The sequence below is a fragment of the Leisingera thetidis genome (assembly GCF_025857195.1).
GTDB classification, from domain to species: Bacteria; Pseudomonadota; Alphaproteobacteria; order Rhodobacterales; family Rhodobacteraceae; genus Leisingera; species Leisingera thetidis.
On record NZ_CP109787.1, the window covers coordinates 2,940,962 to 2,960,349 of the forward strand.

Here is a 19,388-nt window from a genome sequence, read left to right on the forward strand (position 1 = left end):
CCGGCGCGAGGGCTCAGGCCGCAACAGATACCAGGAGAAAACTCATGACAGGCCTCGTCACCTGCCTGTGGTTCGACCACGGCGAAGCCAGGAAAGCGGCAGAGTTCTATGCCGCGACCTTTCCCGACAGCCATGTGGACCGGGTGAACGCCGCGGCCTCCGGGTATCCCGGCGGCAAGGAAGGCGACGAACTGACCGTCGAGTTCACCGTGCTCGGTCGCAAATTCGTCGGTCTGAACGGCGGTCCGGCCTTCACGCCGAACGAGGCCGTCAGCTTGATGGTCGTGACCGAGGACCAGGAAGAGACCGACCGCTACTGGAATGCGATTATCGAAAATGGCGGACAGGAAAGCGCCTGCGGCTGGTGCAAGGACCAGTGGGGGCACTCGTGGCAGATCACGCCAAGACTGCTGCTCGATCTGACCACGGGGGCCGACCGCGGCATGGCCAAACGCGCCTTCGAGGCAATGATGACCATGCAAAAAATCGACATCGCCGCGCTGGAGGCGGCGGCAAAAGGAGATTGAACCGATGCAAAAACACTACAAGGGCGGCTGCCAATGCGGGGCTGTGTCATTTGAGGCCGACCTGGACCTCGATCAGTCGATCACCTGCAATTGCTCGCGGTGCCAGCCGCTCGGCGTTGTCCTGGCCTTTGCACCGCGAGACAAGTTCGTACTTCATTCCGGCGCGGAGAACCTGACGGAATACCGCTTCAACAAGCGCGAGATCGCGCATCTCTTCTGCAAAACCTGCGGCATTCAGAGCTTTTCCTACGGCCGGATGCCGGACGGCAGCGAGATTGCCGCAATCAATGTCAATACGCTCGAAGGGGTCGATCCCCGGGCGCTGTCCGCGACGCCTGTCGACGGGCGTTCGATGTAAAAGAAATCCGAACCGGTGGAAAAGATGCCGTGCATGGATGGCTTCGTGACCGCTGTGCCCACGGCAAACGGCTGATCCATGGCGGCTTCGCACCGGTCGTCGAGGTAAAAAGCAGTATGCAAGCTGAGGAGACTTAACCATGAACAAGCAGCAGATCACCATAGGCACCACAATCGACGCACCCATTGATCGTGTCTGGCAAGCCTATACAACACCGGCCGACATCACCCGGTGGAATTTTGCCTCCGACGACTGGTGCTGTCCAAGCGCCGAGGCGGATCTGAAACTGGGCGGCAAATACAAGGCCCGCATGGAAGCCAAAGACGGCAGCTTTGGTTTCGAATTCGAGGCCGTCTACGAGGAGCTCGCCCCCAACAAGGCGCTCACACTGGCCATGACGGACGGGCGCAAGGCCCGAACGACGTTCGCATCCGCTGGCGGCAAGACAAAAGTCGCGACCACCTTCGACGCGGAAGAGCAAAACCCCTTGGAAATGCAGCGCGACGGCTGGCAGGCGATCCTGAACAATTTCCGGGCCTATCTGGAGGACGGGTCAAGAAAAGCCTGAGGTTGAGCCACCCGTGGAGCGGCGCTCGATCTCATCCTGTATTCAATCGATCAATGAAGGGGCATGGGGGTTGCAAGACTACCACCAGGAATTAGGTGTGGAATTTCAGGCTTGATCTGACGGGCACCTCAGCACTCTGTGCTGAGAATGGGCCGCCCGATGGTCCGGAAGCCGTGATCGTCTTGCCGCTGGCAACCTGGCTCCAGACGTTTGCCATGGCTACGGAGCCCTATGCGAAACCATTCAAAATACCCCATGCGAAACCATTCAAAATCCGGGAAATTACTGGAGTGCACGCAAGACCAACACCCATCGCCCTCCGTACAGGGGCGTTCCGGATTTTCGCCGAGCGCTCGCTCAAAGCCCTTCGCCGCAATATATCTAAATGGTCGAACTTGCGTCGTTTCGTGTAGCGGTTAATGAGCCGGATAGCGTGTTGGCCTACCATAGTGCAGTAAACTCGTTGCAGTTACCAAGCCCCAAGAACGGAACACGCAGAACGATTGCTTACGTCACTGTCGGCGCTGATGACATCGCGCGCGCAGAACGGTTTTTTTCTGCGTTCCTGCCAGCCTTTGATTACGGGCTGCAGGAGGGTCCTGAGGGTCTCAGCTGCACGCTGTCCGAGCAACCGGGTCAGGCTGCTGCTCTGCCGGATTTCTGCGTCAGACCAACCTTCGATGGACGTCCGGCCTCGGCTGGAAACGGTGCTATGATCGCTTTTGAGGCTCGCAGTCAAAAGCAGGTTCGCGACCTTCACTCCGCTGCGCTTGCCGCCGGCGGCTTTGACGAGGGCCAGCCCGGTTTCCGTGTCTCGTATGGACCTCATTTTTATGTTGGCGGCCTGCGCGATCCTGAAGGCAACAAGATCGCACTGTACTCCAACGATCCGGGCGAACCCGGACGAGAGGGATAGCGCGGGCTGCACGGGAGGCGACGCTGCTCAATGCCTTTCCAGATATGGGAACGAGCCCAAGTTCGTGTGCCATTTTCTCCCTGACAAGGAGCGTTCCAGATCTTGGTTGAGCGCGTACTCTGAGCCCTTCAACGACATTCGTGACCGGACTCCGGCAACCCGGAAAACCGTCGAAGCTGAACGTAACCACCCGAGAAACAACCGGGTGGCACCACCAATCCAATGACTCACGCCATCTGCTCTTTGCGCAACAGGATCACCGTTCCGGCCGGATCCGATGTCCAATGTCCGGTCACATTGGTCAGCGGCTCCAGTTCGTCCCGGCGGGGGCTGCCAAGTCGCGAGAGGGCGGCGTCGGGGTCGTCGTCGAACAGCTCGATCCACACATCCGTCTGGCTTTGCTGCGGGACGCGGTCTATCCACAGGGTCAGGCTGCCGAAGTTGAACCCCGTGCTATTGTCCAGCTCACGGGTGACTGCCAGGCCTACCTTGTCGCGGTAGAAGGCCACCGTGTCCTCCCAGAGATGCAGGGGGACTTTGATGGCGATGTTTTTTCCCGGCTCCATATTACGCTTTCCTTCTCTGGAACTGCAGGGTCATTTGTAGAAACCGGCGCGCAGGTTGATCCCGTGCTCCAGCCAGGCCTTCATGGCGCAGAGCATCCCCGTCCAGCCTTCGCAATTGAGAAAACACGAATTCAAACCTGCCGCTGTTTCCGGCCAGCCAAACTCGCTGATCCGCACCAGCGTGCGGCCGTCGTCCAGCGGGCTGAATTCCATGGTCACGGTCGTCCAAGTGGCGCTTTTCTCGTCCGCCTCCCACTGCAGCACAATTTTTCTGTTCGGGATCACCTCCTGTACCAAAACGGGGAAGGCGCCCGGGAAGTCTTGAAAATCCCATGTCACCTCGACCCCGGATTGCAACCGCCCACTGGCCCCGCCGGTGGTGAAGTATTGCGACAGGCAGTCAGGAGAGACCACGGCTTCAAAGACCTCCTCGACCGGCTTGGATATGCGCCCCGCCACTGTGAATTTCAGCTCCATGATGCGAATCCTATGTTCCTTCCCTTCATAATGTTATAAAAACATAACATGTCAAACGAAGAAAAACACGACGCGCTGTTCAAGGCGCTTGGCCACCGGGCGCGCAGGCGGATACTCGACCTGATCAAGGATGGCCCGAAGACGACGGGCGCCCTGTGCGACACGCTGGCGGATCTTGACCGCTGCACCGTGATGCAGCACCTGTCGGTTCTGGAAAAAGCCGGGCTGCTGGTGGTCGAACGGCGCGGGCGAGAACGCTGGAACCACTTGGATGCGCTACCGATCCACGACCTGCAAACCAGATGGATCGGACCTTACGCCGCGTATGCGATCGCGATGCTCGGGGATATGGAGAAATTGGCGGAAACCGACGCATTGCCGACGAGCACTGACGGCACGAGCAATGTCTGAAACGCACGAGAAGAGCCAAACAGAATGGCGGGTCTGCTTTGTTGCGCACAGTGTGAGATTGCGGCCGGCGTGGCGAAGGGAAGCTATAGCGCGCCTGGCATTTTCCGTTTGACCGGTCCGCCTGCCATCCGGACGCAGTCCGGGCTGCGCCCACCCTGCTTTGCCCTCAGGAAGACACCAGGTCTTCCGAAGTGAAAATCAGGAAGGCTTCGCCACTGGCGGAACAGGAGGCGCGGGCGGGGTCCCGGAGACACGAAAAGGGAGAGGTTCTGCCGCAAATGGCAAAACTATGTGCCGCCTGGCAGCCACGGAAAACCATTCTGCCCCGGGCAACCGCTTGCCACGCTACTCAAACTCGAAAAGGTTCATGATCACTCCTGGCTGCTCGGACCCGCCCGCCGCGGCATAAATGCGGCGCGCGGCCCTGTTGTCTTCTTCCGTCAGCACCCAGGCTGCACAGCAGCCCTGGCCGCGGGCGTGGTCAAGCAAGGCAGTGACAAGCCGCTTGCCCAAGCCCCGGTTGCGCCATTCATCGGCAACCCCCACTTCGATAATGAAGAGTTCCGGCGCCTTGTCGGGGTGAACATAGCCGAACCCGGTCGCCATGCCGTGAGCCCCCTTTGCAGGCAGCCCGGGGCGGCGGAGGCTGCGTATCACCGCAGCACATCCGTTGCCTTGTGATCCGCATCGACACCTTCGAGGAGGAACACCTCGCCTTCGGAATGCTCCGTGCGCCGGGGCAGCAGCGCCTGATAGGCCGGCGAATGGTACCAGGCTTCGGCACACTGACGGTCCGGGAAGGCAATCACGATCAGATCCCCCTGAAACTGCCCCTCCAGCATCTGCTTTTCGCCGCCGAGAATGATAAAGCGTCTCTGGAAAGGGGCGAGCGTGGCGTCGATCCCTTCAACATAGGCAATGATCCCCGAGCCCATTTCGACCTGGCGCAGATGGCCAATGGCATAGCAGGTCATGGCTTGTCTCCTTTTGCTGGCCATTCACACTGCGGCGGGGCGATGCTGTGCTGCGCGCCATTCCAGCCCGGCCAGCAGCGCAACCGCAGCGGCTTGGATCAGAACGAAGGACCAGCCCAGCCCATTGGGCGCGATCAGTCCGGCCAGCGGCAGTGCGAGGCTGGCCAGCACCCAAAGCGCATTGCCCGCCACGACCACCTTGGCCGCCCAGACGGGAACGTGGTCTGCCCTGGCGCAGGCCGCCATGAAGCCTGCCACAGGAATGAGCAGAAGGCCCGCCCAGAACAGTAGCGGCGCGCTGATCTGCGTCAGCTGCGCAACGGGGCCGGAGCCAGGAATAAGCATGCCGCGCAGGCGGCGGCGTCGAGTTTCAGGATGGATTGGAGCCGAAATTGCGTACCGGAATTGGTCATGAACTTGTTCCTTTGCTCTGAGTTTCCCGCCAGGATGTCCGGGCGATAGGCTGATCATTGCGGAGGAATGTTCTGGGGTCGATTACGCCGGAGGTAATTGCCGGGTAAAAAATGACCGGATAGGTTGCAGCTATGAATGTGATACAGGACACCGCCGGGCAGCTGCTGCGCCAGTGGCGCCAGCGGCGCCGGATGAGCCAGCTTGAACTGTCCGCAGAGGCCGGGATTTCCCAGCGCCACCTGAGTTTTGTGGAATCCGGCCGCGCCCGCCCCAGCCGCGATATGGTCATTCATTTGAGCGAGGAGCTTGAGGTTCCCTTGCGCGAGCGCAACGCCATTCTGGTGGCCGCGGGCCACGCGCCGCATTACCCGCAGCGCCCGCTCGACGCGCCGGAACTTTCCGCGGCAAATGCGACCATCCGGCAGCTCCTGGACGGGTACATGCCGCATCCGGCACTGGCAGTAAACCGGCATTGGGAGCTTCTGGCGGCCAATGCCGCGGTGTATGCCCTGCTTGATGGCGCCGCCCCTCAACTACTGGAGGGCACGGTGAATGTGCTGCGCCTGAGCCTGCATCCCGAAGGGCTGGCACCCCGCATCCTCAACCTGGCGGAGTGGCGCAGCCACATTCTGGCCCGGCTCGCCCGTGAAATTGATCATTCGGCCGACCCGAAACTTGTGGCCTTGCACAGAGAACTCGCAGCATTCCCCGTGCCTGCCGCCCCTGCGCCCCGCCGGTCCGGTGTGGCGGGAGAGAGCCGGATAGCCGTTCCCTTGCGGCTGAAAGGCGACACGGGGCCGCTGGCCTTCCTGAGCACAACAACGGTATTTGGCACCGCCGTGGATGTGACCCTCTCCGAAGTTACCATCGAAGCTCTCTTTCCAGCGGACCGTGAAACCGCCGCGATGATGGCGTCGATGGCAGAGAAAGGCTCTTGAATGACGGTCAAGCGCATTGTTGCAAACCTGCCCGCTGCTGAGGTGTGCGAGGTGCAGGATTTCTACACCCGGCTGTTTGATCTGGATATCGTCATGGACCACGGCTGGATCGTGACGCTCGCATCGGGAACCGCCGCCTCCGTCCAGATCAGCATCGCAAGCCATGGCGGATCTGGTACCCCGGTGCCCGACCTGTCGATTGAAGTTGATGACGTGGATACGGTTTTCGCACGGGCGGAAAGTCTCGGTATTGATATCGTCTACGGTCCTGCGGACGAACCCTGGGGCGTGCGCCGCTTCTACGTCCGCGACCCGGCCGGGAAACTGCTGAACGTTCTGGCCCACACTAGCTGAGGAGGGCATTCCCGCCGTGGTGTTATCAGGAGACCGGGACCCAGATCTCCACGCTGCCGCGCCCGGTCTCAGGGTCAAACCGCTTGTCGTAAAGCTCGAAAACCGGCGCTTCAGCTGGCTCCAGACCGGCATCCGGCAGCGATTTGTTCCAGATCGTGTAAACCGTTTTGGGCAGGCCCGCGATATGGCCGCGGTGCGTGAAAACCGCGTAACGGTTCGCCGGGATCTCCACGAAATCCATGCCGGGCGTCCCTTGCACGGCTTCAAGGCCCGCCAGGTATTTGAACCGGCCCGCCTCGTCGGCATTGCAGCAGACACCATAGGCCGCTCCGGAGACTGCGTTCAGCACGTCTTCTTCCCGTGCGTTAAACGATTGCCAGAGTGCCGGGATTGCACTGGTATCTTCAAGTGAGCATTCGACGCTCAAGCCAACCACCCGGAAGGCCGCCCGCTCGCGGATTTCGTGTTCCGGGACTGTGACGATCATGTCCTTTTTCATTTGCAATAGCTCCATCGTTGACCGGGACGAGAGTGACCGAGACTCGCGGATCTTGTTGAGCGGGTCCCCGGAACATGCTGCGAAGGTACGGGTGAACGCTTCGCGGGAGAGCCCTAAACAGCCTCGAGCGCGACCGCCAGAATGGCCGTGTCCTGCCATGCAAGCACTTTGGCCGCTTCAGACAGCCTGCGTTTGCGCAGATAGGAATTGGAGACAGGCCAGTGGCCAGCCTGAACACGCGGCTCATGTGATAAGGGCTGCCCCCGCATAGCCCGGCCAACCCTTCGAGGGAAATATCATCCTTCAGCCGTGTCTCAATCTGCCAGATAAGCTTATCACCGACCTGCAATTTATCGCTCCCGGAGTTCACCAGAGGACTATGGACCGATGTGCGGCTGCCCGCTTGATCGGGATTGCTGAACTGTGGGCCCTGCGAGGCGGCCAACTTGCCTTCCCTCTGTCACGCCGCAACCAAGATGAACCTTAGCCTAAGACGCAAATATTGGAACAACCAAAGTCGCAGCCAAGCTCGCCGCCCAGGCGAAAAGACCGGGCGGCGGCGAGATCAGTTCTTGTGAGCCGAAACCAATAGCATCATCGGCCGCTCCAGCTCTTCAGCCAGCTCCGGGATCTCTGCAATCTGTTCTGGTGCGGGCGCGAACTCTTCCACCCGGCGCAGCTCGAACCCCGCGCCGATCAGCGTGTTGATGGTAGTGGCCAAAGTCCGATGGTGTTTCAATACACCCTTGGCGAACCAATCTGTGCGGCGTCCACCCTCAATAGAATAGCCATTGACCGGCCAGGTCTTGCGGCCGTCTTCGTCCAGCGTCCACTGCGGACGGGCGGCCGCCATGAAGATCGGGTGCTCAATGGTGAAGACCAGATCCCCGCCGGGCGCCAGCGCTGCGTGTATCATGCGGATCAGCCGGTCGAAATCCTGCACATAGTGGAAGGCCAGGGCGCTGTAGAAAAGTTCGAACGCCGCCTCGGGCAGTTCGAGCGTTTCCAGATCGGCTATGCGGTATTCGATTCCGGACACCTCGGTGTCGGTTCTTGCACGTTCGATCATGTTCTGTGACAGATCAAAGCCAAGAATAGAAGCCGCCCCCTGGTCGCGAAACCAGCGTGAAGCCCAGCCGAAGCCGCAGCCCAAGTCAGCCACGCGCTTGCCGGTCAGCTCAGGCAGCATGGCTTGGATTGCGGGCCATTCCGGCGCACCACTCAGCCCGTGAACCTGTCGGGGTAGCTGGCTGTAGCCAGCGAAGAAATCGGGATTGTCGTAGATATTCTGTGCCATGTTTGTCTCCAGGAAAAAGGGAGGACGAGGCACGTTATCCACGCCTGACAACCTCGTCCGAAAGGGCGAGGCCGAGGCTGGCAATCAGCGTGGTCAGTTTGCGTGATTGGCATCCCGGCATCCCGCCAACGGGCTACCGGCCAACCGGGCGACAATGTGGATGTCCTTCTCAACCATGCAGGCTATATCGGTCAGGGGACTGAAAATGTCAATTCTAGCGCCCATTCGAGGGCGCACTGTCAGCACATCGCGTGAACTGGTGCCAGGGGCAGCGAAGTATTGAAAACCCTGGATCTGCCGTTCATCCGGCGCGCGGTGAAGCCGGGTCCGAGCCCGACCTGCAGAATGCTGCGCGAGACACGATCTGGTATGGTACGCACACAGCTGCCATTGTCTGAAGCAGTGCCGACCCACTCCTGCCGTTGTCTATCCTCAGAGTTGCTGCACTGCTGCTTCCCCAAACCGGCCGTTTAACCAACGTGCAGCAACTAAGTTGCATCTTCCGATGCGGCAGTACACACACTTGATCCGCAAGAGTTTCAGCTGACCACTATTCACAGTTTAGCAGGCAGGCGCACAGGAACAGGAAGCGTTCTCTTTCCTTTGCTGGGCATCCATCCGCAGTGCGGCAAGAAGATCATGAAAGCGGTCGCCTTGAACAAGCACATGGTCGCGCATTGCCTTGTCAGCGGCTGCGCCGAACTGATGCGGAAAGGCGGCGAAGCTTCCCGGATCGCCGTGGCAGAACAGGCGCTTGCCGCCTATGGCGAGCTGGATGATGAAGGCAGGGCGCGTTTCTTCCGGATGTTTTGGGAAGAGTACAGCGCAGTACCTGCGGCGGTGCGGGCCACCTATTGCCACGAAAGGCACGAGCGTGACCGTCAATTCGAAAATGCTGCGTGAGGGAATTGGCTGCCGGTATTTCACCAGGGTTCGTGTCCAGTCTGATGCGGTCAGCCGGGCCTCTTCCTGCCTCGGTCCGGTCACACCGGAAGGGTGTGCCGCGCCGGTTGCCCTGCCCGTGACGGGCAAGTGTCCTGGCGGGACCCGCGCTTGCCGCGCGGTCGAGGCGGATCCGGAATTCTGCATGTCAGTTTGGACGCTGCCGTCTTGGCTGCCCGTGCCACCCGGCATGTTCTGCTGACCGGGCTGTTGGCCCCGTGCATCGTACGAGTCGGACGAAAGCGGCATAGGCGATGTCTAACCCGCTGCGATTGAGTATGTCACCCCGGCGGCCTCCGAACGGAGTTACCACCGGCAATGATCCGGTTGATGAGAACCGCCACGGCCCGATGCGCCTCTGCCTCGCCATCAGCAACAGCTGCGTTTTCATGTGTCTTTGCGGCATCGCGCAGGATACCCACGATCTCGCGTTCGGGCAGGATCTTGTGATCGTTCATCGCCAGCAGCATCGACTCGCAGATTGAGAGGGCAGCCATTCCTGAGAAGTCCTTCTTGCTACGCATTTTAGGGCTTCCTTCCAGGCAGTGGTAAAACAACGCGCGGCCGGGCGGCCTCGCTTATCCCAAGCATATTCGCAGAAAAAATGGTATGCTGGGCTGATCGAAAGCAGTCTCCGCGCGATTGCTTCGGGAGTATTTGACCGGCTTACGAGGAGCCGATGGCAGACATTCAAGAAAGCCCGCTTACACGGAAGCTCCAAGTTTTCGTCGCCTTGTCTGAAGATGAATTGGACGTTTTGAAGCGTTTGCATCTGCGCCGCCGGTCCTTCACGGCGGGGCGTGATCTCGTGCATCAGGGGCAGTCGGATCAGGCCGCTTACATTCTGGCCGCCGGCTGGGTGTGTTCCTACAAGCTTCAGCCGGACGGAACCCGCCAGATCGTGGATTTCCAGATACCGGGGGATTTTCTTGGATTGCGCAGCGTGCTGCTGCGCACGTCCGACCACAGCTTCGAGCCGGTCACGGATATTCAGGCGGCGGAAGTCTTCGCGGACGACCTTCTGGAAGCCTTCGAGAGGACGCCCCGCCTGGCAGCAGCAATCCTCTGGGCGGCATCACGGGACGAAGCCATGGTGGTCGAGCATCTTGTTGGAGTTGGCCGGCGCGCCGCGGAGGCGCGCATGGCGCATTTCCTTCTGGAGCTGGGGGCGAGGCTGATGCTGGTCGGATTGGGAAGCAAGCGCGGATACGCCTGCCCTTTGACACAGTATCATCTTGCTGATGCACTCGGCTTAAGCTCCGTTCATGTGAACCGTGTCTTGCGGCAGCTTCGCGAAAGCGGCCTGCTGACCTTTCGGGACGGCCGCGTAACGTTCGACAACTATGACGGGCTGGTGGACTTTTCGGGGTTCGATCCGGCGTATCTGGATCAGACCGGCCCGCTCTTGAAATGAAAGAGGCCGCCCCCCCCCGGAATAACTTGGGGCGACCCAATCTTCATTTAAAACAAAGGAGTATCACGAAAGCGCTTTTTCAGCCGCGTCAAGTTCCTTGTTCGTTTCGGCGTGGTTCTTCGCCGCGTGCGCCTTCTCGGCCGCCTGATAGTGCTTCACAGCCCGGTCTTTTTTGGGGCCGGCGATTGCCTTGTCACAGGCAGCTTTGACCGAGGTCATCTTCTCGGCAGCATTGGTCTGTTCAGGTGTCATGAGAGTGTCCTTTCCTGGACATTCCGAGAATAAGAAGCGCAGGGCAACGCAGACCGTTTGAGGAACTGCACGCTTCCTGCGCTTCTCTGCTGTTCGGAAATGAGCACCGCCGGAGATTCGGCGGGCACGATGCCATATATCCATGTTCTTTGCTCCGCAGCACTGACGCAGGTTAGCTTGGTGTGGGTCCGCGTGTTATAGCCGGTTCACATGCCGATAGGTGCGTTAAAGGTATCGCCCCAAGGTGAGGATTCATCCTGCTGGCGTCAGGTGGTGGGGGTTTGCTGATGTGACAGCCGCAGCCACCGGCCGTTGTCCAGCAGATATGTGGATGCGCAGAGCGCCTCATAGATTGGCGAGCCTGTTTTTTCGGCGAATACGCGGTAGGCGAGAACCGCAACGGCCCCTTGCCTGATTTGGCTGCGGTCTTTCATTTCCACGGTTCGCCAGCCCGTGTTTTGCTTCACATGCTCCAGGATCTGCCCGCCCTGAAGGATGCCCGGCGGATAGGGAAGTACCATCACTGCATTTTTTGCAGTCACGGTGCGGGCGCTGTCCGCGCCGCTGGTCCAGCACCGCTCCTCCAGATCCCAGAGGATCGCGTTGTCCTTACCGTCACTGCGGTCGCCGTTCTGTGCTTTGCCCAAGGTCATTGGCCCGTTCCCGGAGTCCCTGCGAGCATTAACTGCAATATCAGAAAGAAGATCGTCAGTGCCGCCCAGATCAACCCGGACAAATTTGCCGGCCCGTTTTCTGCGCTGCCAGAAACGGCCGTCAAGCGCTTGCGGCGTTCGGGGAGAAGGCGGGTCAGCTTCCGCGCGACCGATCCATAATCCTGTTTGAGTGCGGGCACGTCTCGGAATTGCGACAGCAGCATCTCCAGTCGCGAACCCGCGTCCTCTTTCTCCAAAGCGGCAAGCCCGGCTGCCTCCTCCCAAGGTTCGAGTTCAAGTCTCGCAAGCGCCGAAAGAACCGTAACGGCATTGCCATTCCGGTCCTCGCCAACGAAGGCTTGCAAAAAGCGGTCAAACTCAGGGTTATGCGGGTAATGAATGCCAGCTGCAGGCATCGGCATATCCTCCCTTTTGATGTGTCCGGATCTGGGAATGGCTGTTCCGGAAGTGCGGGGCCGCCCCTTGCCGGGTAAAAAGCTTCGGATAACTCCGATCATACCCGCATCGCCCGGAGCACGCGCTGACGCAGATCAGCCAGCGGCCTGCCTCCTGCTGTTACACAGCACGGCAGGTCCGGGTTCGCCCGCACGAATACCATCTCCCGGGGTCTCAGCGGCGCTAACATGGGTCAGCGCACACCGCTTTGTTCTGGGATAAATTTTGGGTGACCGCAAAGCTCGGCTGCCACTCTGCAACCGGGATGCTGCAGCCAAGGCCGCGCGGAGGACATGCAAACATCGCGGAGACCGGTGATGGCCTTTTCGCTCAATCAGATCCACCGTGACCTTCCGGCAGTCTTTTACCCTGCCCGGATAGCCGGATGAACTGCCTGCCGGCGAATGCGAAGTGCTGGTCGAAGAGGAACTTATCGAAGGGCTGAGTTTCACGGCTTACTGCAGAACGGCGATTTGCCTGGCCATACACGGCAAAGGGGGTTTGCCGGGCCGGACAGGGTTGCGGCCAATAACCCGGGCCGACCTGGAAACTGCGCTTGGCCACGGCATTCAACTTGACACCTGAAGATTGCGTGGCGGCGCTTGCTCCGCCGGAGGAGTTACAATGAACGCTTCCAAGTGGCTTACACCTGGCATCTGCGGCGCCGTTGCCGGTGCGGCATTGTTAGGCATCGGTGGATTTACCTGGGGCGGCTGGGTGACCGGGGCAACGGCGCACGGCAGGGCTATGGCCATGTCCCGCGACGACGTTGTTACGGCTTTGGTGCCTGTTTGCCTGAACATGGCCCGAACCGATCCGGAACAGGCAGCTAAGCTGAAAGCAATCGAGAATGCTCCTACCTATCTCCAGAGCGATGCCCTTGTTTTGGTTGGCTGGGCAACCGTACCGGGAACAATGACGCCCGACCTGGACGTCGCGCAGGCTTGCCTTGCCTCCCTTGACATCGGCAAGGCGTCTGAGGGCCCGGAAAACAAAAGCGGCGAAGGATGAATTTTGTTTTGACACCCTCTTTACCCGGGATGACAGATCTAGAACGACGCGTTCTAGTTCATGAACGGGTTGGGCTATCTGCTGCCCAAAGCGTCTGCGGCGTTTCCCCCAAAAAAAGCAACCTGACAAAGACCATTCAAACCACCAGTAAGCTGAGGTGTGAGTGCGGTGCTGATGTCTGGGTTTGGCGGGAGGATTCGCTGCGCCGGACCAACGTAGCGGAGAAATACCGGAAAACCGGAAATCTCAGGGCGGTTCAACTGCTGCTGGGGCATACAAAGGTTGACAGCACTGTGCGATACCTCGGTGTCGAACTTGAAGATGTTTTGAGCATCGCCGAGCAAATCGACATTAGAACCACGTTGGCGGGCGGCACGTGCCGTTCGCCAACCCGGACCGGACCTGCATTCGCACCGCAGCAGTGGGTCGGATAGAGCCCAAAGTTCCGGATGCTGCGCCTGGTCTTAGCGGGAGCAATGGGCAGGAGGCGGGCTTCCGTTTTGGGGCGTTAGCTGTCAAGCACCTTGCCCCATGGTGGAATGACCTCCTACGGCGATTTCATGCTCCGGCATCATTTGGAGGTCATTCATGGCAAGCAGCAGAGCCTCGCAAATTGATAGGGCGGCCATTCCAGCATTGCCGGAATGCTCAGGCATCCTGCATTTTCCTTTCTTGCATTGCAAATCAAGCCAATGTGGCAGACTGGTGATCAAGGGCATCTTTGCAGAAAACGGAGTATGCTGGACTGATCGAGAGCAGTCCCTGTCCTGGGGACGTTCTGAATTGCCGCGTCTGTCGGGGGGCCATGAACGCCATCAAAAACAGCCCGTTTACAAGAAAGCTATCAGCTTTTGCCGTATTGTCAGAAGATGAGCTTGCCGTGCTGGAGCGTTTGCACCAGCGCCGCAGAATTTTTGCTGCCGGGAGCGACCTTGTGCATCAGGGTCAGCCGGGACAAGCTGCCTACATTCTGTCCTCCGGCTGGGCCTGCTCCTATAAGATCCAGCAGGAGGGATCGCGCCAGATCGTTGACTTCCAGATACCGGGAGATTTCCTGGGATTGCGCAGCGTTCTGCTGCGCACCTCTGACCATAGCATTGAACCTATCGTGGAGATCGAAGCCGCCGAAGTTTTGGCGGAAGACCTTCTAGGGGCATTTGCCGATACGCCAAGGCTGGCGGCAGCCATACTTTGGGCCGCGTCCCGGGACGAAGCAATGGTGGTTGAGCATCTTGTGGGACTTGGGCGCCGTGATGCGGATGCCCGAATGGCACATTTCCTGCTGGAACTTGGTGCGAGGCTGGCTCTCGTCGGGATGGGAAGCAAAGCGGGCTACGCCTGCCCGTTAACGCAATACCACCTGGCCGACGCGCTGGGATTGACCGCAGTCCATGTGAATCGTGTCCTGCGCCAACTGCGGGAACGAGATCTGGTCACCTTCCGCGACGGTTATGTGAAGTTCGGCAGTTTCGACCGCCTGGTGGCGCTGGCGGATTTCGACCCGGCATATCTGGATCAGACTGGACCGCTTCTTACATGAAGCGGCGGCCTTCGGGCAATACTTGGGCGGCCGGGTGATCGGTTCAGGAGGGTGAAGTTACGCGAGCGCTTGTATTGCCGCGTCGAGTTCCCTGTACATTTCGGTGTCGTTCTCCTCACTCTGCGCCAGCTCTGCCAGCCGGTAATGCTTCCAGGCTGCAGCCTTTCGCGGCCCGGCGGGGGCTCTTTCGCAGGCAGCCCTGACCGAGGCCAGCCTCACGGATAACTCTCTTGTTTCGGGTGTCATTCGGTTGTCCTTTCTTCGGCGGCCGAGGAGAAAAGAAGCGTAAATCACATGCAGAGCCAACTGGGGCCGGCACATCCTCTGCGCTTCTTGGCACTCGTAACACTCACGCTCGCAAATGCGCGGCCCGTCTGAAATGATTAGATGGGTCCTGATCAGTGCGCACTGACCTAGGTTAGCTAGCGGCGCCGTGTTGCGGACGCCTGTCAAAGATCAGTTTCATCCGCCAGCGAAAGGCGTGGCCAATTGGGGGCGGGCACTGCATCAACTTATGGCGTCAGAGAGCATGGTATTCTGGCACAGAATAGCGGCAGGGCAGCACCAGCCTCCTCGGTTGATCAAAACCACACATAGAACCAGCTATACTAGAAAAACCGTTAGGCGCTAACATCGATCAGCACGTGACCATCCCTTTCGCCTTAAAGTCTTTGATGAAGCTCAGCGTCGCCGTGATCTCGCCCTAATGGTCACCAGACGTCCCGTGGCAGCCGCTGCGAGCAATCGCCATACAGGAAATCAATGAGAATCAGGATGAACACACGGTCGTCCAGACTGATGGTGACGTTTTCCCATCCGTTTTCTTTGGCGGGTTACGCAGACGAACTTCCTGCCGGAGAGTACGAAGTGATCGTGGAAGAGGAGCTTATTCAGGGGCTCAGCTTCGAAGCATACCGAACAACAGCAACTTACCTGATGGTCCACGGCAGGGGCGGCCGCGCGGGCCGGACCGAACTGCGCCTGATCACTCAGAAGGACTTGGAAATGGCGCTGAACCGCGACAGCGGATTTGACACCAAACAGCAATCATAGCGAGGCGGCGCTTTCTCCGCAGGAGGACCAGAAATGACCTATCCCGAATGGCTGAGACCCGGCGTTTATGGTGCCTTGATCGGTGCAGTCTCTATTACAATCGTCGGTTTTTCCTGGGGCGGCTGGGTGACTGGAGGTCAAGCGGAATCAATGGCTAGCTCCAGGTCCCATGACGAACTGATTGCTGCGTTGGTACCGGTTTGCGTCAACATGGCTGAAACAGATTCCGAACGGACCGCCAAGCTGGCGTCAATCCAGGAGGCGATGTCGTTCAAGCGACGGGATGCCGTTATCGCAACTGGCTGGGCAACGGTCCCAGGCTCAGAGAGCCCGAACCGTGATCTTGCACAGGCTTGTCTTGCCGGGCTGGATTTGGATGCATCGTAGTTTCTTTTTGCCAATGCCGCTTCTCCACGCCGGTACAGAGATGTTCGACCGGCTGATCAGAATATTGAGCTTTCCCCAAGTCCTGATGACGCGGCTCGTTGTGGTGTTCAGCCTGTTGGCAGTCTTCACAGTGCCTGCATATTCGCAAGCGGCCGATTCTTCAGTGCCTGAGAACGCACACAAGAGCAGTTACGGCGATGGCTGGGAATGCGACCGGTCTTACCGGGCCGCGGACGACACCTGCATTGCTGTAGTTGTCCCGCAAAATGCGTACCCTACGCATAGAAACTACGGTTCAGGGTGGGAGTGTTTGCACGGTTTCATTGAGGTTGAGGGGTCGTCCTGTGCAAAAGTCTTTGTGCCCGAAGGCGGGTATCTCGCGCCCTCAGGAACACGGTGGAACTGTCTGCGCGGTTTTAGAAAGATTGACGATATCTGCCAGAAAATAATTCTGCCGCCAAACGCCTATTTGACCAACAGCACACACGGGCCAAGCTGGCTTTGCGACCGCGGTTTCGAAGCTCGAGGCGACGTCTGCGCAGCTATTGAAGTTCCTGAACACGCCTTCCTGGATGCGGCAGCTTATGGTCGTCAGTGGAAATGCGAGCGCGGCTACGCAGTGTCTGGTGACCTCTGTATCCTGATTGAGCTGCCGGAAAATGCACATCTTGCCAGGACGGGTAACCGTTGGGAGTGCAACAAGAATTTCCAGCAGAAGAAAGGCCGCTGTGTTCTGAACAACTAGGCGTCACACCTCCGGCTGCCGGCTTGGCAGCCTCAACACCTGCATCAAGAGCACCAAAGCCCTGAGCGCGGGCCTCTCAGAAGGAAATCCCATGGAAACCGCAGTCAAAGCGGGAAGGCCGGTATGGCAAAATGCCAGCGGTCCGCAACTACGATCATCTGAACGCTCTCAGAAACCGGGCGATCCCCCTGCCGCTCGCATCCCTACCGCAATCGTGTACTGCGAAGGGAATTTCGCACGTGTCGACGGCAAGACAGCAAACGGGCTTGTCCGGCACTCACACGCCTATCGCATACTCTCGGTGATCGACAGCCATCACGCAGGGGGCGACAGCGGGCAGATCCTTGACGGCGCCCTGAACCACATTCCAGTCTTTGGCGATCTTGAAGCGGCAGTTACTCACGAGGCAGCCATTCCTGACACGCTGATCTATGGGATGGCTCCGTCAGACGGAAAATTGTCGGCGGATGACCGCCGTGTTGTGCTGGTTGCAGTATCTTTAGGGATGAACATCGTCAGCGGGCTGCATGAATACCTTGGCGACGACCCGGAAATCGCCTCGGCTGCCAAATCGCGCAACGTCTCTCTTCGCGATATCCGCAAACCCCGGAACAGCAAGGACATGCGCCTGTTTGACGGCAGTGTAGCGAATGTGAAGGCAATCCGTATTGCTGTACTAGGGACCGATTGTGCTATTGGAAAGCGGACGACGGCAACGCTTCTTGCCCGCGAACTGAATGCGCAAGGGATCAAGACTGTCCTGGTTGGCACCGGCCAGACCGGCCTAATGCAGGGTGCCAAATACGGCGTAGCAATGGACGCTGTGCCGCCGCAATTCTGCTGCGGGGAACTTGAAGGGGCCATTGTTGCGGCATCCGAAGGTGAACAGCCAGACGTCATTCTGATCGAAGGCCAGGGCGCACTCAGCCATCCGGCATTCTGCACCTCTGCATTCATTCTGCGCGGCAGCCAGCCGGACGCAGTGATCCTTCAGCACGCACCCAAACGGGCGCACCGTTGCGACTTTCCGAACATGGCAATGCCTGATCCCGGTGACGAGATCGCTTTGATCGAGGCCTTTGCGGACACCAAGGTGATCGGCGTGACGCTCAATCACGAGGGGATGACCGAAGAGGAAATCACCGCCGCCATCAAGGACCATGCCGGCACTCTGGACCTTCCTGTCAGCGATGCCCTCAGCCGTCCCGCGGCGCATCTGGCTGAACTTGTACTGTCCGCATATCCCCAGTTGCGGCCGGTGAATATTGCGGCAGCGCTATGACCGCGCCGCGTATCGAAATTGACCTGGGTAAAATCCGCGACAACACACGATGGCTCGTGGAGCGCCTGAAGCCCTGCGGAATTACCGTGACCGGTGTGACAAAAGCCGTGTGCGGCCATCCTGGTGTTGCAAGGGCGATGCTTGAAGGCGGCGCGATCGGATTGGCAGATGCGCGGCTTGCAAGTGTAAGACGCATGCGCAAAGCAGGGCTGACCTGTCCGATCCTGATGATCCGGACCCCGATGCTGAGCCAGGTCGGGCATATCGTCGAAACTTGTGAAGCAAGCTTCAATACAGAGACCAGCATTATAGCGAAGCTTGCCGCTGCGGCCCTGCGCAGAGGCACCAGCCACGAGATAATTCTGATGGTGGAAATGGGCGATCAGCGGGAGGGCATCATGCCCGAGGATCTGACTGACGCTGCCCTTCACGTCACCAGGACGCCGGGTGTGCTTCTCAAAGGTATTGGTGCAAATTTCGCCTGTCTGGCTGATGCAGCCCCCAACTCCGCGATGATGGCGGCACTCTCATCCCTTGCTGATGACATTGAGCAGGTGTGCGGCCCCTTCGCCGAAGTGGTTTCCGGGGGCAGTTCCGCAAACCTGCCATGGGCATTCGGTGGCGCGCCCGCAGGCCGGATCAACAATTTGCGCATAGGCGAGGCTATCCTGCTGGGAACTGACCCTGTTTCGGGACACCCGATCAGCGGGCTTCATACAGATGCTTTCACACTGCTGGCTGAGGTGATCGAGACGAAAATCAAATCAAAGCCGGTACCGCTGAAATTATCCGACCCGGCCCTCTCGGCGCTGAGCCTGGTGCCAGGCAATCATTGGACAACCCGCTCGATCCTGGCCCTCGGGCTGCAAGACACCGACGCTGCAGGGCTGACCTTTCCACCGGCTGTTACCTTTGCCGGTGCAACCAGCGATCACATTGTGGTTGAGACGACCAATTGCCCCCTTCGCATCGGCAGCGAGATGCCGTTGCAAATGAGCTACAGCGCCCTTGTGCGCGCCATGGCAGCCCCTGATGTTTCGAAAGTTTTGCACAGAAATACACCATTGACAGAAGGTGCGGCCGGCAGCCGCAATTGCCGGCTTCCGGAGTTTTTTTGATGCAGGCGTTTCTTTTGCAGCACGGGTCCAAACCGCGGCCAGAGACCTCCTTGTGCGGCGTTCCGTAGTAAATGGTGCTGCGAATATCTATATTGGTGTCAGTCGCGCATCTTTCCGTGCCTCGCCTCCGGCCTGAAAATAGCTCCGGAAATCAGACGATCGGAACATCTCTCTCAAAGACCGGATGGCTCATGTGGCAGCCTTCGGGCGTCTTTCATAACCCCGGAAATGCCCAA

General features: G+C 59.2%; 28 protein-coding genes and 1 pseudogene. 17 read left to right on the plus strand and 12 right to left on the minus strand.

Annotated elements, in window-relative coordinates:
* Nucleotides 1-44 precede the first annotated feature (44 nt).
* The 4 genes from OKQ63_RS14055 to OKQ63_RS14070 all read left to right on the plus strand — a co-directional run bounded on the left by OKQ63_RS14055 (nucleotide 45) and on the right by OKQ63_RS14070 (nucleotide 2,369).
* Nucleotides 45-527, plus strand: a complete 483-nt coding sequence (locus OKQ63_RS14055; protein ID WP_264210690.1) for a VOC family protein — start codon at nucleotides 45-47, stop codon at nucleotides 525-527.
* A 4-nt stretch (nucleotides 528-531) separates the two neighbouring features.
* Nucleotides 532-885: a GFA family protein gene (locus tag OKQ63_RS14060; RefSeq protein ID WP_264210691.1), complete on the plus strand. Its 354-nt coding sequence runs from the start codon at nucleotides 532-534 to the stop codon at nucleotides 883-885.
* A gap of 139 nt (nucleotides 886-1,024) precedes the next feature.
* Nucleotides 1,025-1,453 (plus strand): SRPBCC family protein, encoded by a 429-nt coding sequence (locus tag OKQ63_RS14065; protein ID WP_264210692.1) that lies wholly within the window; start codon nucleotides 1,025-1,027, stop codon nucleotides 1,451-1,453.
* A gap of 502 nt (nucleotides 1,454-1,955) precedes the next feature.
* Nucleotides 1,956-2,369 (plus strand): VOC family protein, encoded by a 414-nt coding sequence (locus OKQ63_RS14070; protein WP_264213927.1) that lies wholly within the window; start codon nucleotides 1,956-1,958, stop codon nucleotides 2,367-2,369.
* Between the two features lie 227 nt (nucleotides 2,370-2,596).
* Here the strand turns inward: OKQ63_RS14070 and OKQ63_RS14075 are convergent, their stop codons facing one another.
* Both OKQ63_RS14075 and OKQ63_RS14080 read right to left on the minus strand, forming a co-directional pair.
* Nucleotides 2,597-2,935 (minus strand): VOC family protein, encoded by a 339-nt coding sequence (locus OKQ63_RS14075; RefSeq protein ID WP_264210693.1) that lies wholly within the window; start codon nucleotides 2,933-2,935, stop codon nucleotides 2,597-2,599.
* A gap of 30 nt (nucleotides 2,936-2,965) precedes the next feature.
* Complete coding sequence (locus OKQ63_RS14080) at nucleotides 2,966-3,412, minus strand: SRPBCC family protein (protein ID WP_264210694.1); 447 nt, start codon at nucleotides 3,410-3,412, stop codon at nucleotides 2,966-2,968.
* A 48-nt stretch (nucleotides 3,413-3,460) separates the two neighbouring features.
* On the opposite strand from OKQ63_RS14080, the gene OKQ63_RS14085 reads away from it, so the two are divergent.
* Nucleotides 3,461-3,823 carry an ArsR/SmtB family transcription factor gene (locus tag OKQ63_RS14085; RefSeq protein ID WP_264210695.1) on the plus strand — a complete coding sequence of 121 codons (363 nt, stop codon included), beginning with the start codon at nucleotides 3,461-3,463 and terminating at the stop codon, nucleotides 3,821-3,823.
* 345 nt (nucleotides 3,824-4,168) lie between these two features.
* Here OKQ63_RS14085 and OKQ63_RS14090 read toward each other — a convergent pair whose 3' ends face one another.
* Genes OKQ63_RS14090 through OKQ63_RS14100 form a run of 3 tightly spaced genes read right to left on the minus strand, consistent with a single transcriptional unit; the run spans nucleotide 4,169 to nucleotide 5,142 of the window.
* The gene (locus OKQ63_RS14090) at nucleotides 4,169-4,429 is read right to left on the minus strand and encodes a GNAT family N-acetyltransferase (protein ID WP_264210696.1); all 261 of its coding nucleotides are present in this window, start codon (nucleotides 4,427-4,429) and stop codon (nucleotides 4,169-4,171) included.
* A 47-nt stretch (nucleotides 4,430-4,476) separates the two neighbouring features.
* Nucleotides 4,477-4,797 (minus strand): DUF1330 domain-containing protein, encoded by a 321-nt coding sequence (locus tag OKQ63_RS14095; protein WP_264210697.1) that lies wholly within the window; start codon nucleotides 4,795-4,797, stop codon nucleotides 4,477-4,479.
* Between the two features lie 24 nt (nucleotides 4,798-4,821).
* Nucleotides 4,822-5,142, minus strand: a complete 321-nt coding sequence (locus OKQ63_RS14100; protein WP_264210698.1) for a hypothetical protein — start codon at nucleotides 5,140-5,142, stop codon at nucleotides 4,822-4,824.
* Nucleotides 5,143-5,342: 200 nt separating this feature from the next.
* Between OKQ63_RS14100 and OKQ63_RS14105 the strand changes: the two genes are divergently transcribed.
* On the plus strand, nucleotides 5,343-6,149 hold the full coding sequence (locus OKQ63_RS14105; RefSeq protein ID WP_264210699.1) for a helix-turn-helix domain-containing protein: 807 nt from the start codon (nucleotides 5,343-5,345) through the stop codon (nucleotides 6,147-6,149).
* Nucleotides 6,150-6,503, plus strand: coding sequence for a VOC family protein (locus OKQ63_RS14110; protein ID WP_264210700.1), 354 nt, complete (start codon nucleotides 6,150-6,152; stop codon nucleotides 6,501-6,503).
* Nucleotides 6,504-6,528: 25 nt separating this feature from the next.
* Here the strand turns inward: OKQ63_RS14110 and OKQ63_RS14115 are convergent, their stop codons facing one another.
* Nucleotides 6,529-6,990 carry a GyrI-like domain-containing protein gene (locus OKQ63_RS14115; protein ID WP_264210701.1) on the minus strand — a complete coding sequence of 154 codons (462 nt, stop codon included), beginning with the start codon at nucleotides 6,988-6,990 and terminating at the stop codon, nucleotides 6,529-6,531.
* Nucleotides 6,991-7,567: 577 nt separating this feature from the next.
* The gene (locus OKQ63_RS14120) at nucleotides 7,568-8,299 is read right to left on the minus strand and encodes a class I SAM-dependent methyltransferase (protein WP_264210702.1); all 732 of its coding nucleotides are present in this window, start codon (nucleotides 8,297-8,299) and stop codon (nucleotides 7,568-7,570) included.
* 603 nt (nucleotides 8,300-8,902) lie between these two features.
* On the opposite strand from OKQ63_RS14120, the gene OKQ63_RS14125 reads away from it, so the two are divergent.
* The gene (locus OKQ63_RS14125) at nucleotides 8,903-9,202 is read left to right on the plus strand and encodes a hypothetical protein (protein WP_264210703.1); all 300 of its coding nucleotides are present in this window, start codon (nucleotides 8,903-8,905) and stop codon (nucleotides 9,200-9,202) included.
* A gap of 320 nt (nucleotides 9,203-9,522) precedes the next feature.
* On the opposite strand, the gene OKQ63_RS14130 is transcribed toward OKQ63_RS14125, so the two are convergent.
* Nucleotides 9,523-9,765: a hypothetical protein gene (locus OKQ63_RS14130; RefSeq protein WP_264210704.1), complete on the minus strand. Its 243-nt coding sequence runs from the start codon at nucleotides 9,763-9,765 to the stop codon at nucleotides 9,523-9,525.
* Between the two features lie 155 nt (nucleotides 9,766-9,920).
* On the opposite strand from OKQ63_RS14130, the gene OKQ63_RS14135 reads away from it, so the two are divergent.
* On the plus strand, nucleotides 9,921-10,655 hold the full coding sequence (locus OKQ63_RS14135) for a Crp/Fnr family transcriptional regulator (protein WP_264210705.1): 735 nt from the start codon (nucleotides 9,921-9,923) through the stop codon (nucleotides 10,653-10,655).
* A 63-nt stretch (nucleotides 10,656-10,718) separates the two neighbouring features.
* Here OKQ63_RS14135 and OKQ63_RS14140 read toward each other — a convergent pair whose 3' ends face one another.
* The 3 genes from OKQ63_RS14140 to OKQ63_RS14150 form a co-directional block, all read right to left on the minus strand.
* Complete coding sequence (locus tag OKQ63_RS14140) at nucleotides 10,719-10,907, minus strand: hypothetical protein (protein WP_264210706.1); 189 nt, start codon at nucleotides 10,905-10,907, stop codon at nucleotides 10,719-10,721.
* Between the two features lie 266 nt (nucleotides 10,908-11,173).
* Complete coding sequence (locus OKQ63_RS14145; protein ID WP_264210707.1) at nucleotides 11,174-11,560, minus strand: hypothetical protein; 387 nt, start codon at nucleotides 11,558-11,560, stop codon at nucleotides 11,174-11,176.
* Nucleotides 11,557-12,078 (minus strand): hypothetical protein, encoded by a 522-nt coding sequence (locus OKQ63_RS14150; RefSeq protein WP_264210708.1) that lies wholly within the window; start codon nucleotides 12,076-12,078, stop codon nucleotides 11,557-11,559. Before OKQ63_RS14150 ends, OKQ63_RS14145 begins: the two co-directional genes overlap by 4 nt.
* 562 nt (nucleotides 12,079-12,640) lie before the next feature.
* On the opposite strand from OKQ63_RS14150, the gene OKQ63_RS14155 reads away from it, so the two are divergent.
* Complete coding sequence (locus OKQ63_RS14155) at nucleotides 12,641-13,027, plus strand: hypothetical protein (RefSeq protein WP_264210709.1); 387 nt, start codon at nucleotides 12,641-12,643, stop codon at nucleotides 13,025-13,027.
* 197 nt (nucleotides 13,028-13,224) lie between these two features.
* Nucleotides 13,225-13,380 (plus strand): annotated as a pseudogene (locus tag OKQ63_RS14160) (integrase); the annotation flags it as partial.
* A gap of 162 nt (nucleotides 13,381-13,542) precedes the next feature.
* On the opposite strand, the gene OKQ63_RS14165 reads toward OKQ63_RS14160, so the two are convergent.
* Nucleotides 13,543-13,683: a hypothetical protein gene (locus OKQ63_RS14165; protein ID WP_264213969.1), complete on the minus strand. Its 141-nt coding sequence runs from the start codon at nucleotides 13,681-13,683 to the stop codon at nucleotides 13,543-13,545.
* A 149-nt stretch (nucleotides 13,684-13,832) separates the two neighbouring features.
* Here OKQ63_RS14165 and OKQ63_RS14170 point away from each other — a divergent pair, with 149 nt between their 5' ends.
* The 6 genes from OKQ63_RS14170 to OKQ63_RS14195 all read left to right on the plus strand — a co-directional run bounded on the left by OKQ63_RS14170 (nucleotide 13,833) and on the right by OKQ63_RS14195 (nucleotide 19,152).
* On the plus strand, nucleotides 13,833-14,567 hold the full coding sequence (locus tag OKQ63_RS14170; RefSeq protein ID WP_264210710.1) for a Crp/Fnr family transcriptional regulator: 735 nt from the start codon (nucleotides 13,833-13,835) through the stop codon (nucleotides 14,565-14,567).
* 774 nt (nucleotides 14,568-15,341) lie between these two features.
* Complete coding sequence (locus OKQ63_RS14175) at nucleotides 15,342-15,620, plus strand: hypothetical protein (protein WP_264210711.1); 279 nt, start codon at nucleotides 15,342-15,344, stop codon at nucleotides 15,618-15,620.
* 33 nt (nucleotides 15,621-15,653) lie between these two features.
* Nucleotides 15,654-16,007: a hypothetical protein gene (locus OKQ63_RS14180; RefSeq protein WP_264210712.1), complete on the plus strand. Its 354-nt coding sequence runs from the start codon at nucleotides 15,654-15,656 to the stop codon at nucleotides 16,005-16,007.
* The gene (locus OKQ63_RS14185; protein WP_264210713.1) at nucleotides 15,997-16,752 is read left to right on the plus strand and encodes a hypothetical protein; all 756 of its coding nucleotides are present in this window, start codon (nucleotides 15,997-15,999) and stop codon (nucleotides 16,750-16,752) included. Before OKQ63_RS14180 ends, OKQ63_RS14185 begins: the two co-directional genes overlap by 11 nt.
* 91 nt (nucleotides 16,753-16,843) lie before the next feature.
* Nucleotides 16,844-18,034, plus strand: a complete 1,191-nt coding sequence (locus tag OKQ63_RS14190) for an N-acetyltransferase DgcN family protein (protein WP_264210714.1) — start codon at nucleotides 16,844-16,846, stop codon at nucleotides 18,032-18,034.
* The gene (locus OKQ63_RS14195; protein ID WP_264210715.1) at nucleotides 18,031-19,152 is read left to right on the plus strand and encodes an alanine/ornithine racemase family PLP-dependent enzyme; all 1,122 of its coding nucleotides are present in this window, start codon (nucleotides 18,031-18,033) and stop codon (nucleotides 19,150-19,152) included. The genes OKQ63_RS14190 and OKQ63_RS14195 overlap by 4 nt, the downstream gene beginning before the upstream one ends.
* The last annotated feature ends 236 nt before the right edge of the window (nucleotides 19,153-19,388 follow it).

Excerpts from the sequence above, each read along its gene's own strand:
- OKQ63_RS14090 (WP_264210696.1), bottom strand. The coding sequence starts at position 4,429 with ATGGCGACCGGGTTCGGCTATGTTCACCCCGACAAGGCGCCGGAACTC.
- OKQ63_RS14075 (WP_264210693.1), bottom strand. The coding sequence starts at position 2,935 with ATGGAGCCGGGAAAAAACATCGCCATCAAAGTCCCCCTGCATCTCTGG.
- OKQ63_RS14105 (WP_264210699.1), top strand. The coding sequence starts at position 5,343 with ATGAATGTGATACAGGACACCGCCGGGCAGCTGCTGCGCCAGTGGCGC.
- OKQ63_RS14145 (WP_264210707.1), bottom strand. The coding sequence starts at position 11,560 with ATGACCTTGGGCAAAGCACAGAACGGCGACCGCAGTGACGGTAAGGAC.
- OKQ63_RS14060 (WP_264210691.1), top strand. The coding sequence starts at position 532 with ATGCAAAAACACTACAAGGGCGGCTGCCAATGCGGGGCTGTGTCATTT.
- OKQ63_RS14185 (WP_264210713.1), top strand. The coding sequence starts at position 15,997 with ATGCATCGTAGTTTCTTTTTGCCAATGCCGCTTCTCCACGCCGGTACA.
- OKQ63_RS14175 (WP_264210711.1), top strand. The coding sequence starts at position 15,342 with ATGAACACACGGTCGTCCAGACTGATGGTGACGTTTTCCCATCCGTTT.
- OKQ63_RS14150 (WP_264210708.1), bottom strand. The coding sequence starts at position 12,078 with ATGATCGGAGTTATCCGAAGCTTTTTACCCGGCAAGGGGCGGCCCCGC.
- OKQ63_RS14100 (WP_264210698.1), bottom strand. The coding sequence starts at position 5,142 with ATGCTTATTCCTGGCTCCGGCCCCGTTGCGCAGCTGACGCAGATCAGC.
- OKQ63_RS14155 (WP_264210709.1), top strand. The coding sequence starts at position 12,641 with ATGAACGCTTCCAAGTGGCTTACACCTGGCATCTGCGGCGCCGTTGCC.
- OKQ63_RS14055 (WP_264210690.1), top strand. The coding sequence starts at position 45 with ATGACAGGCCTCGTCACCTGCCTGTGGTTCGACCACGGCGAAGCCAGG.
- OKQ63_RS14110 (WP_264210700.1), top strand. The coding sequence starts at position 6,150 with ATGACGGTCAAGCGCATTGTTGCAAACCTGCCCGCTGCTGAGGTGTGC.
- OKQ63_RS14120 (WP_264210702.1), bottom strand. The coding sequence starts at position 8,299 with ATGGCACAGAATATCTACGACAATCCCGATTTCTTCGCTGGCTACAGC.
- OKQ63_RS14065 (WP_264210692.1), top strand. The coding sequence starts at position 1,025 with ATGAACAAGCAGCAGATCACCATAGGCACCACAATCGACGCACCCATT.
- OKQ63_RS14195 (WP_264210715.1), top strand. The coding sequence starts at position 18,031 with ATGACCGCGCCGCGTATCGAAATTGACCTGGGTAAAATCCGCGACAAC.
- OKQ63_RS14170 (WP_264210710.1), top strand. The coding sequence starts at position 13,833 with ATGAACGCCATCAAAAACAGCCCGTTTACAAGAAAGCTATCAGCTTTT.
- OKQ63_RS14190 (WP_264210714.1), top strand. The coding sequence starts at position 16,844 with ATGGAAACCGCAGTCAAAGCGGGAAGGCCGGTATGGCAAAATGCCAGC.
- OKQ63_RS14180 (WP_264210712.1), top strand. The coding sequence starts at position 15,654 with ATGACCTATCCCGAATGGCTGAGACCCGGCGTTTATGGTGCCTTGATC.
- OKQ63_RS14080 (WP_264210694.1), bottom strand. The coding sequence starts at position 3,412 with ATGGAGCTGAAATTCACAGTGGCGGGGCGCATATCCAAGCCGGTCGAG.
- OKQ63_RS14085 (WP_264210695.1), top strand. The coding sequence starts at position 3,461 with ATGTCAAACGAAGAAAAACACGACGCGCTGTTCAAGGCGCTTGGCCAC.
- OKQ63_RS14140 (WP_264210706.1), bottom strand. The coding sequence starts at position 10,907 with ATGACACCTGAACAGACCAATGCTGCCGAGAAGATGACCTCGGTCAAA.
- OKQ63_RS14115 (WP_264210701.1), bottom strand. The coding sequence starts at position 6,990 with ATGATCGTCACAGTCCCGGAACACGAAATCCGCGAGCGGGCGGCCTTC.
- OKQ63_RS14130 (WP_264210704.1), bottom strand. The coding sequence starts at position 9,765 with ATGCGTAGCAAGAAGGACTTCTCAGGAATGGCTGCCCTCTCAATCTGC.
- OKQ63_RS14135 (WP_264210705.1), top strand. The coding sequence starts at position 9,921 with ATGGCAGACATTCAAGAAAGCCCGCTTACACGGAAGCTCCAAGTTTTC.
- OKQ63_RS14165 (WP_264213969.1), bottom strand. The coding sequence starts at position 13,683 with ATGCCTGAGCATTCCGGCAATGCTGGAATGGCCGCCCTATCAATTTGC.
- OKQ63_RS14095 (WP_264210697.1), bottom strand. The coding sequence starts at position 4,797 with ATGACCTGCTATGCCATTGGCCATCTGCGCCAGGTCGAAATGGGCTCG.